This is a genomic window from Micromonospora sp. NPDC005172 (assembly GCF_040608555.1).
In the GTDB taxonomy this organism is placed as follows: domain Bacteria; phylum Actinomycetota; class Actinomycetes; order Mycobacteriales; family Micromonosporaceae; genus Micromonospora.
Map to the genome: position 1 here is coordinate 91,843 of NZ_JBEXIL010000022.1, position 13,300 is coordinate 105,142.

A 13,300-nucleotide genomic window follows, 5' to 3' on the forward strand; every position below is an offset into this window, starting at 1 on the left:
TCAGCCGGCCGCGAGGTGGTCGCGGACGCTGCGGGGGCGCATGTCGGTCCAGGTGCGCGTCACGAAGTCCAGGCACTCCTCGCGGCTGCCGGCGCAGCCGGCGTCCCGCCAGCCGTCCGGCACCTCCTTGTGCCGGGGCCACAGGGCGTACTGCTCCTCGTCGTTGACCACCACGCGGTGCTCGTCAGCCATCTGTCTGTCCTTCCTCGTGTCGGGCCAGGTGCAGCTCGCGGGCGAGACTCTCCGGGGACATCGCCCGGATCTCCGCGAGCAGGTCGGTGAGGTCGTCGTCCGGTGCGGGCGCGGCGGGTCGGACCAGCGCCGCGACGGTCCGCGCCAGGGCGGCGGGGGTGGGTGACTCGAAGATCGCGCCGGGTGGCAGGTCGACGCCGAACGTGTCGCGCAGTCGCGCCACCACCCGGGTGCCGAGCAGCGAGTGGCCGCCCAGCTCGAAGAAGTCGTCGTCGGGGCCGATCTCGTCCACCCCGAGCAGGTCCACCCAGATCCGCCGCACCACCTCGTACGGCTCGTCGGTCGGCGCGGTGACGACGTCCGGTGCGGTGGGTGGCGGCGCGGCGGTGTCCGGCGCGGTCGCGTCCACGACGACCCGATCCGGCCGGTACGCGTCGACCCAGTGCCGCTCGCCGGCGAACGGGTACGTGGGCAGGGGCACCCGCCGTCGCCCGGCGGGCCAGTCGACGGGCGCCCCGGCGAGCCAGAGCCGGCCGACGGCCAGCGCGACCGCGTCGTCCTCTCCCGACGGGGTGCGGTCGACGGGCAGGCTGGTCACCACGGGCGCCTTACGGGCCGCCTCGTGCTGGCGGACGAGGGTGGCCAGGGTGCGTCCCGGACCGGCCTCCAGCAGCGCGTACCGCTCGCCGAGCAGCAGGTCGGCGGCCGCGGTGAAGTTCACCGGGCGACGGAGCTGCCGCACCCAGTAGTCGGGATCGGTGGCCTCGTCGTCGGTCAGCCAGCGTCCGGTCACATTGGACACGACCGGGATGCTGGGCGGGCGCAGTGGGATCTCACGCAGGTGCGCGGCGAAGCCGGCCAGGGCGGGCTCCATCATGGCCGAGTGGAACGCGTGCGAGGTGCGGACCTCCCGACAGGCCACCCCGCGCCCGCGCAGGTCGGCGGCGAACGCGACGACGGCGGCCGTCGCCCCGGAGACAGTGGTGAGGCGCGGCGCGTTGAGTGCGGCCACCTCCACGCCGTCGGGCAGCAGCGCCGTAACCTCGTCGACGCCGAGGGCCACCGAGAGCATCGAGCCGGGGGCCTGCGTTTGCATGAGCCGGCCGCGTACGGCCACGGTGGCGAGCGCGTCCGGCAGCGTGAGGACGCCGGCCAGGCAGGCGGCGACGTACTCGCCGAGGCTGTGCCCCGCCAGCGCGGCCGGACGTACGCCACGGTGGCGCAGCAGCTCGGCCAGGGCGTACTCGACGGCGAACAGGGCCGGCTGGGTGAGCCGGGTCTCGTCCAGCTCGGGTGCGGCGGGGACCGCCTCGCCGGGCGGGCAGAGCAGCGTCCGCAGGTCCACGTCGAGGTGGGGGCGCAGCAGGTCGGCGCACCTGTCGAAGGCAGCCCGGTAGACCGGTTCGGTGCGGTACAAGGTGCGACCCATCCCCGCGTACTGTGCGCCCTGGCCGGGGAAGAGCAGCGCCACCCCGGCCGGCGTACCGGTGGCGACGCCCGTGCGGACCAGCGACGAGTCGCGGTCGGCGAGCCGGGCGGCGGCGGTGCGGGCGTCGGGTGCGACGGCGACCAGGCGGTGGCCGAACGCCCGTCGCGTGCGGGCCAGGGTGTACGCGACGTCGGCCAGCGGCACGTCCGGGTTCGCGTCCAGGTGGGTGGCGAGCTGGGCGCGGGCGCGGTCGAGCGCGTCGGCGTCGCGGGCGGAGAGCACCAGCACGTGCGCGGACCGCTCGTCGTCCGGGGCACGATCCTCCGGTTCGACCGCCTGGAGCACGACGTGGGCGTTGGTGCCCCCGATGCCGAAGGAGCTGACCGCCGCGCGCGGCGGCGCGCCCAGATCCGGCCAGGGCTGCGGCGTGGTGGGTACCCGGAACGGTCCGCCGGCCAGCTCGGGGTGCGGCTCGGTGCAGTACGGGCTGGGTGGCACCATCCGGTGGTGCAGCGCCAGCGTGGCCTTGATCAGCCCGGTCACGCCGGCGGCGACGTCGAGGTGACCGACTATCGACTTGACCGAGCCGAGCGCACACCGGCCCCCGTCGGCGCCCCGGCCCCCGTCGGCGCTGTGGAACGCCTCGGTCAGGGCGCGCAGCTCGATCTGGTCGCCCAGCTCGGTGCCGGTGCCGTGCGCCTCGACGTACCCGATGGTGGTGGGGTCGACCTCGGCCACCTCCTGGGCGGCGCGGATCGCGGCCACCTGACCGTCCACGCCGGGCGCGGTGAAGCCGACCTTCACCCGGCCGTCGTTGTTGATGGCGGAACCGCGGATGACCGCGTACACCGTGTCTCCGTCGTCGCGGGCGTCCGCCAGCCGGCGCAGGACGACCGCGGCGGCGCCGTCGCCTCCCACGGTGCCGGTGGCGCGGACGTCGAACGGCCGGCAGTGCCCGTCGCGGGACATGATGCCGCCGGCCTCGTGGCGGTAGCCGGTACCGGCGGGCAACAGGACGTGCGCCGCGCCGGCGAGCGCGACGTCACACTCGCGGGAGAGCAACGCCTGTGCGGCGAGGTGTACGGCGACCAGCGACGACGAGCACGCCGTCTGCACCGCGACGGCGGGCCCACGCAGGTCCAGGTGGTACGCGACCCGGGTGGGTAGCGAGTCCTTGTCGTTGGCGAGCAGCAGCTCGTATTCGGAGACCGAGTCGAGTCGCGGGTTGCGGAACAGGTGGTGCAGCAGGTAGCCGCTGGCCGCCGCGGCGGCGTACACGCCGACCAGTCGGCCGGGGTCCCCGGCGAGGTGACCGGCGCGTTCCAGGGCGGTCCACGCCATGTGGAGGAAGAGCCGCTGCTGCGGGTCGAGCAGCCGCGCGTCGCGGGGCGAGTAGCCGAAGAAGCCGGCGTCGAAGCGGTCGACCTCCGGTAGCGCCCCGTGCGCCGGCACGTGGTCGGGGTGCCTCCGCTCCTGCACGCTCAGCCCGGCGGCGGCCAGTTCGGCGTCGGTGAACCGGGTGATGGTCTCCTGTCCGGCGAGGACCCGCCGCCACAGTTCGTCGACGTCGGCCGCGCCGGGAAAGCGACCGGCCATCCCGACGATGGCGATCTCGAGTCCGGTCTCCTGGTCGGTCACGCTCGTCCCTCCCCCGCCGGCACCGGGCGGGCCCGGCGGGCCCGGTCGGCAAGTGCCTGCTTGCGTTCGTCTCGTCGGCGACCGCCACCCGTCGCCGCCGTCGGCGCGGCCGCGCCGTCGAGAAAGCGGGCCAGCAGCGCGACGGTCGGGTAGCGGAACAGCTCCACCGCTGGCACCGGTCGACCCAGTCGGTCGGCGAGTCGGGTCTGCACCCTCGCCAGCAGCAGTGACGTGCCGCCGAGGTCGAAGAAGTTGTCGTCCGCCCCAATGTCGTCGAGCCCGAGAACCTGTCGCCAGGTGTCGGCGATGGCCCGTTCGGTGGCACCGTCGGGTGCCACGTACGCGGCGCCGAGGTCGGCGCGGGCCACGGTGGGGGCGGGCAGGCGGGACGGGTCGAGTTTGCCGCTGGACGTGACCGGCAGGTCGGGCACCACCACGAAGGCGCTCGGCACGAGATAGCGGGGCAGACGCCGCAGCAGGCTCTGGCGCAGCTCGTCCACCGCCAAGCTGTCGCCGACGAGGTAGCCGACCAGCCGCCGACCGCCGGGCGAGTCGGTTCGCACCACGGCGGCGGCCCGGCGCACACCCGGGCACTGCCGCAGGTGGGCCTCCACCTCGCCCAGCTCGATCCGGTAACCGTTGATCTTGACCTGGTTGTCCGCCCGGCCGAGGAAGACCAGTTGCCCGTCGGCACGCCAGCGGACCAGGTCACCCGTGGCGTACATCCGCGCTCCCGGCGTCGGCGCGTACGGGTCCGGGACGAAGCGCCCGGCGGTGAGCGCCGGGTCCCCGTGGTAGCCGCGGGCCACTCCGACGCCGCCGAGGTGCAGCTCGCCGGGGACCCCGGGGGGCACCGGCCGCAACTCGGTGTCGAGGACGTAGGCGCGTACCCCGGTCAGCGGCCGGCCGATCGGCAACTCGCTCTCCACGGGTGCGCAGTGGGCGGCGGTGGCGGTGACGGTGGCCTCGGTCGGGCCGTACCCGTTGATCAGGAGCCGGCCGCGCGACCAGGCGGCGGCGACGTCCGGCGCGCACGGTTCCCCACCGACGGTGAGGATCCGCAGGTCGGGCACGGCCGTGGGGTCCAGCGCGTCGAGGACCACCGGCGGCAGGTCGGCGACCGTGACGCGGTGCCGGGTGAGCGCGGTGGCCAGGTCGGGGCCGGGCGTGCGCTCGTCCGGGCCGAGCAGGCGCAGGGTGGCCCCCGCGGTGAGCGCGGTGACCACATCGGACAGCGCCACGTCGAAGCTGATCGAGTGGAACTGCAGGACCCGGTCGCCGGCCTGGACGCCGACCAGCCGGGCCTGCGCCTCGGCGAGGTTGGCCAGCCCGCGGTGGGTGCCGACGACGCCCTTGGGCAGCCCGGTCGAACCGGACGTGTAGATCAGGTAGGCGGCGGAGTCCGGATGAACGGGCACCGAGGGCGGGGCCTCGTCGTGCGGCGCGGCGTCGTCGAGGTGCAGCAGCGGCACGGCGGTGGCGGGGAGCGCGAGCTGCGCGTCGGCCGTGGTGACCACCAGCGCGGCGGCGGAGTCCGCGAGCAGGTGCGCCAACCGGGCCGCCGGTAGCTGCGGGTCCAGGGGCAGATAGACCCCACCCGCCCGGAGTACGGCGAGGAAGGTGATCACCCAGTCCGGGCCGGCCGGCAGGCAGACGCCGACTGTCGTCTCGGCCCGCACGCCCCGGGCGGCCAGGACTCGGGCCAGTGCGTCGGCCCGCGCGTCCAGGTCCCGGTAGGTCACGGCCTGATCGCGGTACGCCAGGGCGACGGCGTCCGGGGCCACCGCGGCCTGGCGGGCGACCAACTCATCCAGGGTCGGCTGGTCGGGTGGCGCGGACGCGGTGGCGGCCCAGCGGTCCACCAGGTCCCGGCCCGCGTCCCGGTCCAGCAGCGGCAGTCGGTCCACCGGGGTGTCCGGGTTGGCGAGCGCGGCCATGAGCAGGGTGTCGAGCTGGTCGGCGAGCGCGCGGGCGGTGGACTCGTCGAAGAGCCTCATCCGGTACTCGATCCGCCCGTCGATGCGTCCCTCGTGGGCGATGACTGTCAGCGTGAGGTCGAACATGGACGTGCCGGTGTGCGTCTCGCCGCTGGTCAGCACGGTCACTCCGGGCAGCGTCAGCCGCTGTTCCCAGCCGTCCTCGACGGCGAACATGACCTGGGCGAGGGGGTGCCGTCCGGGGTCGCGGACCGGGCGCAGATCCTGCACGAGGGCGTCGAACGGCACCGGGTCGGTCAGCGCGGTCAGCGCCGAGTCCCGCAGCCGGTCCAGCAGGGCGGCGAAGGTCAGTCCGCCGTCGACCCGACTGCGCAGCACCAGCGTGTTGACGAAGAAGCCGACGGCGGTCTCGCTGTCGAGGGTCTGCCGGTTCGCCACCGGGGTGGCGATGAGCAGGTCCGGCTGTTGGCTGCGACGGTGCAGCAACGCCGCCCAGGCCGCCGCGAAGATCATGTACGGGGTGGCGCCGGTACGCCGTTGCGCCTCGGCGACCCGCTCGGCCAGCTCCGGCGGCCAGGAGAACTCGATCTCGTGTCCGGCGTCCTCCAGCTCCGCCGGGCGGGGCCGGTCGGTGGGCAGGTCGAGGCCGGGCGGCGCGCCGGTCAGCGCGTCGCGCCACCAGTCCAGTCGCCGGGCCAGCTCGGCCGGGCCGAGCAGCCGGTCCTGGGCCAGCGCGGCCGGCACGTCCCGGGGCACCGCCGGCAACGCCACCGGACGTCCCTCGTGCAGGGCCGCGTACGCCGTCGACAGCTCCTCGAAGAGCAGGCCCATGCTCCAGCCGTCGCAGACGACGTGGTGCAGGCTGAGCAGCAGCGAGAAGTCGGTCGGGCCGGTGCGGCACAGGGTGGCCCGCACCAGTGGCCCCCGGGCGAGATCGAACGGGCGTACCGCCTCGGCGGCGGCGTACTCGTCGATCCGGTCCCGCGCGACGTCCTCGACGGTCAGCGGCAGGCCGGTCGGCGGCAGGACCATCTGGTACGACTGACCGTCCAGCGGCACGAACACCGTTCGCAGCGCCTCGTGCCGCGCCACGATCTCGTCGAGCGCGCCACGCAACGCGGCCACGTCCAGCTCGCCGCGCAGGTCCACCCGGTACGGCACGTGGTAGGCGGGGCTGTCCGGGCGGAGCTGGGCCAGCAGCAGCATCCACTCCTGGGCGGCGGTGAGGGGGTGGATGCCGTACCGGTCGCCGTCGGCGCGGATCGCGGCGAGGAACGCCCGCCTCCGCTCGGGTGGCAGGGCGTCCACGCGCTGGCGCACCTGCTCGGGGATGCGGACGCCGCTCATCGGGCGATGCCCTGTTCGAGCTGGTCGAGCAGGCCCGCGAGGTCGGCTGCGGGTGGCCCGTCCAGCACGACCGGTTCGGCCGGCTCCACGGGCTCGACCGGCGCGCCACCGATCTCGTCCAGCGCGGCGGCCAGCCCGGCCACGCTCGGGTGGTCGAAGATCAGTCGCAAGGGCACCTCCGCGCCGAGCGCGGCGGTGAGCCGGGAGCGGACCCGGGTCGCCTTGAGGGACCGCCCACCGAGGTCGAAGAAGTCGTCGGCGCGGCGACGCACCGGTACACCGAGGACGTCCTGCCAGATCTCGGCCACCACCCGTTCGGTGGCCGTACGCGGGCCGTCGTCGTCGCCCGTCTCGGCGGCTTCGGGGGCCGGCAGGGCCGCCACGTCCACCTTGCCGTTGCGATTGAGCGGCAGCCGGGGCAGCACCACGAACACGGCCGGCACGAGATGGTCGGGTAGCTGCTCGCGGGCCCGTTCCCGGACCTCCTCGACGCGTACGCCCTCGTCGGGCACGACGTACGCGACGAGTCGGGCGTCCCCGGCGGCGTCGCGGTCGGCGCGCACGATCGCGTCGCGCAGCAGCCCGCCACCGCGCAGCGCCTCGGTCACCTCGCCCGGCTCGACGCGGTAGCCACGGATCTTGACCTGGTGGTCGGATCGGCCGACGAACTCGACCAACCCGTCGGGGCGCTGCCGGACCACGTCTCCGGTGCGGTAGAGCCGGCCCCCGGTGCGGGGTCCGAACGGGTCGGGCACGAACGTCTCGGCTGTCGCGTCGGGGCGGCCGAGGTAGCCGCGGGCCACCCCGTCCCCGCCGACGAACAGCTCACCGAGCACGCCGGGTGGCACCGGTTGCAGGAGTGTGTCCAGCACGTACACCCGGGTGTTGGCGACCGGGCCGCCGATCGGCACGATCGGGTCCGCGGCGGTGAGTCGGGCGCAGTCGTACGTCGTGCTGTAGGTGGTGGCCTCGGTCGGGCCGTACCCGTTGACGAGCGTCGTGTCCGGGCAGGCCGCGCGGAGCCGGTCCACGGCGACCCGGTCGGCCTGTTCGCCGCCGAAGGTCAGGTAGCGCAGCGCGGCCAGGGCGTCCGGCGCCTCGGTCGCCACCTGCCGCGCGACGGAGGTGGCGAGGAACATCATGGTGACGCCGGTGTCGCGCAGCCGGGCGCGGAGCCGGTCCGGCACGATCACGTCGTTGATGTCCAGGTCCACGAGGCAGGCGCCGTTGAGCAGCGCGCCCCACACCTCCAGGGTGGCCGCGTCGAACGACATCGTCGCGGCCTGCCCCATCACGTCGTCGGGGCGTACGTCGATGAAACTGGTGTCGCGGACCAGCCGGACGATGTTGCGATGGCTGACGCCGGTGCCCTTGGGACGGCCGGTGGAGCCCGACGTGTACATGACGTACGCGAGCTGGTCGGGGTGGACCGGCACCGCCGGAGGCGCCGCCGGGCCGTCCTCGACGGGCAGCCGGTCCACGGCGATGCGGGGCGTGCCGTCGTCCGGCAGCCGATCGGCCAGCGCGGCGGCGTGCAGGACGACGCCGGGCTCGGCGTCCTGGCACATGAGCGCCAGCCGCTCGGGCGGGTAACCGGGGTCCAGCGGCAGGTAGGCGGCCCCGACCTTGAGCGTCGCCAGGGCGGCGATCACCCAGGCGGTGGTGTCGGCGAGGCAGATCCCGACGAGCGTCTCCGCGCCGATCCCGAGCCGGAGCAGACGCCCGGCGAGGTGGTTGGCGCGCCGGTCCACCTCGGCGTAGTCGAGCGTCTGGTCGCCGTCGCGCAGCGCCGGCGCGTCCGGGGTGCGACGGGTCCACTCGGCGAACAGGTCGGTCACCGACGAGTCGCGTGGATAGTGGGTGTCGGTGGCGTTCCAGTCGCGCACCACCCGCCGTTCGGTGGCCGGGTCGAGCAACGGCAGGTCGGACAGGCGCGCCGTGGGTCGTTCCCGCGCCCGGTCGAGCAGGACGGCGAGCGCCGCCGCGACCGACGGCGCGTGCGGATGCGCACCCACCGTTGCCGTCGACCGTTCGCCGCTGTGGTCGACCAGCAGCCGCAGGACGCCCCGATTACCGGACGGCATCCGATCGGGTCCAATCGACACCACCGGCCGATAGTCGGGAACCGTTTCGGGCAATTCCCCGTCGTGCTCGCGGGCCTCGCGCAGCGCCGTTCGGACCAGGTCCCGCAGCTCGATCCAGGTGGGATCCTCGGGCAACCGGACACGGATCGGCAGCCAGCGCGCGGTGCCGGTGGGCGCGGCGGGCGTCTCGGCGAGCAGATCCCGGCCGCCGGTCCAGCGGCGCAGCAGCGCGAACAGCCCCGTCAACGCGCTGACCTGCGGCTCGACGTCGTCACCCAGGTCGGTGTGGGCGTGGGCGGCCGGGTCGGTCGTCGGGGTGAAGGGCAGGTCCGGCGGCTCCGGGAGGGCGGTGAGCTGCCGTTCCCAGAAGGTGGAAAGGGCAGGAAGAATTGTCTGTTCGGTCATCGGATCTCAGCTCCGATCGGCGGGTGACACGCAATGACGGGAAGTCTGGCCACCATCCGTGCTGGTTGCTTGTGCGGGCCGTTCGGGTGCCGTTGCGGCGGTCTGAGGGAAACCTGAGCGCGGCTTTATGCCGATAGCGCATTGCAGTCAGTAAGTACACCGACTCTTTTGGTTATGGCGATGCCGCTCGATGAAGGCAATGATCGTGCCGGGGGGAAGCCACGCCGGGCGACGACTCGTAGGGCCCGGCTGTCTCTTCGCTCGCCTGAGCCTCCACGAGAGAACACAGGAGCGGTGAATGTCCGGAGACCTTGTCAACCATGCCTGGCGCGCGTCGACGCCGGCTCGCGGAGAAGGCGGGGGTGACGCGTCGACAGCGGAGCGACAACCTACGATCGGTGATCCGGGACGGGCGCTGCGTCACCTCGCCGCCGCCGGTGACCGCACAGCGGCGCACCTGTGGCTCGCCACCCAACCCGACCTGCTCGCCGCGACACCCGCCGAGGCCGACGCCCCGATCGCCAAGATCTGGCGCGCGGCGTTGCGGCACCACCTCGCCGGGGAACCACACCTGGCGACAGCCCTCCTGGCGACCGCGCCCATCGGCGCGACCGGGCCGCACGCCGTGCAGACGTACTGCCACGCGGCGGTGCACCACCTGCTCGACGACGACATCGAGCGGGCCAGCGCGGACGTCGAGGAGGCGGCGCGTGCCGCTCACGCCTGCGGCGTCCCGACGGCCCACCAGGCGTACTCCCGGGTGGTCGTCCTGCTCGCCGCCGCCACCGGCGACGCGGCGACGACCCTCGCACGGGCGGAGTCGACCGAAGGGCTGCGCCGCGCCGACGCGGACCTGTTCCGGCTGATGGTCCACCTCGATCTGGCCAGCCACCTGCTGCGGGCAGGCGACGCCGCCGACGCGTTGCGGCACGCCGAGGCGGCCGTACGACTGACCGAGGTGGCCGGCGAAACCAGCTACGAGCCGTACGCGCTGACCGTGGCCGCCGTGGCGAAGTGCCAGCTCGGCCGATTGGAGGAGGCGTTGGCCGACGGTGCCGCCGGGCAACGGCTGCGGGAGCTGGCGGGGATCGCCGCCGACGAGGCGTTCTCGCTGGCCGCCCTCGGAATGGTGCACCGCCGCCGGCGGGAGCCGCGCCAGGCCCGGCAGGCGTTGGAGGGTGCCCTGGCCGCACTGGGCAACGGTCAGTCGCGCCCCGCCTCACCGGCCTGGGTGCTCGCCGAACTGGCGCGCATCCGAGCCGCCGACGACCTGGCCGTCGCGCAGGATCTCGCGGACCGGGCGGTCACCACGGCGCGCGAGTCCGAACGGCCGTACGCGCTGCTGGCGCGCGGCTGGGTGGCGCTGCTGCGCGGTGACACCGCAGCCGCCCACTTCGACGCCGCCGAGGCCCGCACCGGCGCGACAGTCGGGCGACGACGCGCCACCCTCGTCGAGGCGCTCCAGCTCACCGTGCTCGCCGCCGACGACCCGCGCGCGTCCGCCGGGCTGCTCGACGACGCCGCCGTGCTCTGCCGGGAATTGGGCGACCCGGCCGACCAGGCCACCGTCCGGCTGATCGCCGCCCGGTTGCAGGGACGCCAGGCCCGTCGCGGCGCCGAGGGCGCCGAGCAGAAGCTGCGCAGGTGCGGTGTACGCCTCGACCCGGGCGTCGCCGACGGGCTCACCGCGATCACACTGCGCGTACCGGCGGTGGTCATCCACACCCTGGGCGACTTCCGGGTGTTCCGGGCCGGCGCCGTCGTCCCGTACGGCGAGTGGCAGTCCAAGAAGGCCCGGGACCTGTTGAAGATCCTCGTCGCGCACCGGGGCCGCGCCGTGCCCCGGGCCCGACTGATGGAGTTGCTCTGGCCGGACGAGTCGCCGACGCGCACCGCTAACCGGCTGTCGGTGCTGCTGTCCACGTTGCGCCGGGTGCTCGGCTCCGGACACCGCACCAGCGGCCGGGGGGCGGTGCTGGCCGACCGGGGTTCGGTGGCGATCGACCTCGACGTGATCGACGTGGACGTCGAGACGTTCCTCACCGCAGCCGAGGAGGCGCAGGCCACCCTGCGGGCCGGGCACCCCGACACGGCCCGCGCGCTGGTCCGCGCCGACGAGCTGTACGGCGGGGACTTCCTCGCCGACGACCCGTACGAGGACTGGGCCCAGCCACTGCGGGAGGAGGCGCAGGTCGCCCACACCAGCGTGCTGCGGGCCCTGGCTCAGCACACCTCGGACACCGACCAGAAGCTGGTCTACCTAATGCGCCTGGTGCACCGCGACCCGTACGACGAGGACGCCCACCTGGAGTTGGTGCAGGTGCTGCGCACCGCCGGGCGACACGGGGAGGCGCAGCGGCGCTACCGCACGTACGTCGAGCGGATGCGGGAGTTGGGCATCGCGCCGGCTGACGGCCCGAGCACCGGCGTCGACACCGGTTCCACCGGCCAGGGCGCGGACCCGTCGGCCGGGCCGGGCACGCGGGTGACCCGGTGGAGAACCCCGGCCCCCCAACCCCCGTGGACGGCGGAGGTGGACTCGGCCCACCGTCCGACGGGTGTGCCGGCGCAGCGGCCGCCGAGGAGGCTCATCGAGCACCCGGCCTGACCCGTCTGGGTCCGGGCTCATGCCCTCCCCAACGACTCCCGTACGTGCCTGCGGGCGTGGTGGAGCACGAGCGCCGTCACCAGCTCCGGCCGGTGCGCCTCCAGCTCCCCAGCGCGGGCGTTCTATCCCCTGGTACCTCTCCCCGTTGCCGGAGCCTTCGGCCTTGCGCCACCGCCGGGTCTCGCTCTGCCTGTCGAGGCGGCGGACGGTGGCCTCCGATGCCCCGATCCCGGTGGGCGCGCCTGGGCAGCCCACCGGGTCGGTCCCGGTCGAGGGTGCGGATCAGTGGCGGGGCTGGTAGCTCTTCGGCAGGCGCATGCCGCGCTCGGCCATGATCGCCCGTACCCGGTTGGGGTAGTTGGTGATGATCCCGTCGACACCCATGTCCATCAGCGCCGACACGGTGGCCGGATCGTCGCAGGTCCAGGGGATGACCTTCAGGCCCCGGGCGTGCGCCTCGGAGATCATGGTCGCGTCGGGGTAGAAGCGGAAGTTCGGGTCGCCGATGGTCCCGTTCTGCGGGAACCCGTAGTTGGGCGACAGGGCGGTGACGCCGGGGATGGCGGCGGCCGCCTTGACGAAGTCACCGTCGTAGTCGTCGACGTCGATCCCACCCAGCCAGGGAGATGCTCCGGGCTTGCCGACCTGGAGGAAGTCGTAGTTCGTCAACGCCACCAGCGGCCACGTCGGCGCGAGCCGGTGCATCTGGCTCAGCGCGCCCCAGTCGAAGGACTGGATGCTGACCTGCTTCTCGATGCCGGAGGCGCGGATCTCCTCGAAGACCCGCCGTACGAACAGCTCCCGGGGCGCGGTCTGCTCGGGCGCTCCCGCCTCGACCTTCGTCTCGATGTTGAGGGTGATCTGCTTGGCCTTGTAGCTCTTGACGAGGCCGAGGACGTCCTTCAACTCGACCATGCGGAAGCCCTTGACCTGCTCCTGCTCGGGAAAGCCAGGGAGCTGCTGGTAGCCGCAGTCCATGGTCTTGACCTGGGCGAGGGTGAGGTCCTTGAGGTACTTGCCGACGTACGGGTACATCGGGTCGCCGACGGTGACCGGCGCGGTGTCCGCGCACTTCTGCGCGCTGACCTGGCGGTCGTGGTTGACGACGACCTTCCGGTCCTTGGTGATCTGGGTGTCCAGCTCCAGCGTGGTGACGCCGAGGCGCATGGCCTTGGCGAAGCCCTCCAGCGACTCCTCGGTGGTCATGCCGATGCCACCGCGGTGCGCTTGGAGGTCGAAGTGGGTCTTCTGGGGATGCAGCGCGCTGGCGCTGTCGACGGTCGACGCGTGCGCGGCTACCGGAGCGGCGAGCGCGGGCAGAACGGCGAGGCCCGCCAGAACGTGACGCAGGGACATGGTGCAAAACCTCAGCTCTTCAGGTGCAGATGCCCTGGTGAGGCTAGGTGGGGAACGGTCGACCCCGATGACCTCGCCACGAGCGGAGCGTGAACGCTCGCCGAACCTCAGAGGCGCCGGGGGCCGCCGGGGTTCGCCGACGGCCCCCGCGTCCTGCGGTGGCCGTCGGCGTACGCCCTGGCTAACCGCCGAGGGTGACGTGCAGGATTTTTTCGTTGCTGTTGTTCGGGATGCTGTCCTTGTCACCGGTGGTCGTGGTCGTGAGCCACAGGCCGCCGTCGGGCGACGGCTCGACAGTGCGCAG

6 protein-coding genes are annotated in these 13,300 nt (G+C 73.8%); 1 reads left to right on the forward strand and 5 read right to left on the reverse strand.

Features of this window, described 5'->3' with window-relative positions; genetic code table 11:
* Genes ABZV06_RS17450 through ABZV06_RS17465 form a run of 4 tightly spaced genes read right to left on the reverse strand, consistent with a single transcriptional unit; the run spans position 1 to position 9,032 of the window.
* Entirely contained in the window at positions 1 to 192 is a 192-nt protein-coding gene (locus ABZV06_RS17450; RefSeq protein ID WP_355622536.1) for an MbtH family NRPS accessory protein, read from the reverse strand.
* A complete protein-coding gene (locus ABZV06_RS17455) occupies positions 185 to 3,259 on the reverse strand; it encodes a type I polyketide synthase (RefSeq protein ID WP_355622539.1) in 3,075 nt (1,024 codons plus the stop codon). Before ABZV06_RS17455 ends, ABZV06_RS17450 begins: the two co-directional genes overlap by 8 nt.
* Entirely contained in the window at positions 3,256 to 6,543 is a 3,288-nt protein-coding gene (locus ABZV06_RS17460; protein ID WP_355622542.1) for an amino acid adenylation domain-containing protein, read from the reverse strand. Before ABZV06_RS17460 ends, ABZV06_RS17455 begins: the two co-directional genes overlap by 4 nt.
* On the reverse strand, positions 6,540 to 9,032 hold the full coding sequence (locus tag ABZV06_RS17465) for an amino acid adenylation domain-containing protein (protein WP_355622545.1): 2,493 nt from the start codon (positions 9,030 to 9,032) through the stop codon (positions 6,540 to 6,542). The genes ABZV06_RS17460 and ABZV06_RS17465 overlap by 4 nt, the downstream gene beginning before the upstream one ends.
* A gap of 298 nt (positions 9,033 to 9,330) precedes the next feature.
* Here ABZV06_RS17465 and ABZV06_RS17470 point away from each other — a divergent pair, with 298 nt between their 5' ends.
* The gene (locus ABZV06_RS17470) at positions 9,331 to 11,640 is read left to right on the forward strand and encodes a BTAD domain-containing putative transcriptional regulator (protein ID WP_355622548.1); all 2,310 of its coding nucleotides are present in this window, start codon (positions 9,331 to 9,333) and stop codon (positions 11,638 to 11,640) included.
* 282 nt (positions 11,641 to 11,922) lie between these two features.
* Here ABZV06_RS17470 and ABZV06_RS17475 read toward each other — a convergent pair whose 3' ends face one another.
* The gene (locus ABZV06_RS17475; protein ID WP_355240185.1) at positions 11,923 to 12,996 is read right to left on the reverse strand and encodes a glycerophosphodiester phosphodiesterase family protein; all 1,074 of its coding nucleotides are present in this window, start codon (positions 12,994 to 12,996) and stop codon (positions 11,923 to 11,925) included.
* Positions 12,997 to 13,300 lie beyond the last annotated feature (304 nt).

Bases quoted from the DNA above. Each gene is read 5' to 3' on its own strand.
- ABZV06_RS17450 (WP_355622536.1), bottom strand. From the start codon at position 192: ATGGCTGACGAGCACCGCGTGGTGGTCAACGACGAGGAGCAGTACGCC.
- ABZV06_RS17460 (WP_355622542.1), bottom strand. From the start codon at position 6,543: ATGAGCGGCGTCCGCATCCCCGAGCAGGTGCGCCAGCGCGTGGACGCC.
- ABZV06_RS17465 (WP_355622545.1), bottom strand. From the start codon at position 9,032: ATGACCGAACAGACAATTCTTCCTGCCCTTTCCACCTTCTGGGAACGG.
- ABZV06_RS17470 (WP_355622548.1), top strand. From the start codon at position 9,331: ATGTCCGGAGACCTTGTCAACCATGCCTGGCGCGCGTCGACGCCGGCT.
- ABZV06_RS17475 (WP_355240185.1), bottom strand. From the start codon at position 12,996: ATGTCCCTGCGTCACGTTCTGGCGGGCCTCGCCGTTCTGCCCGCGCTC.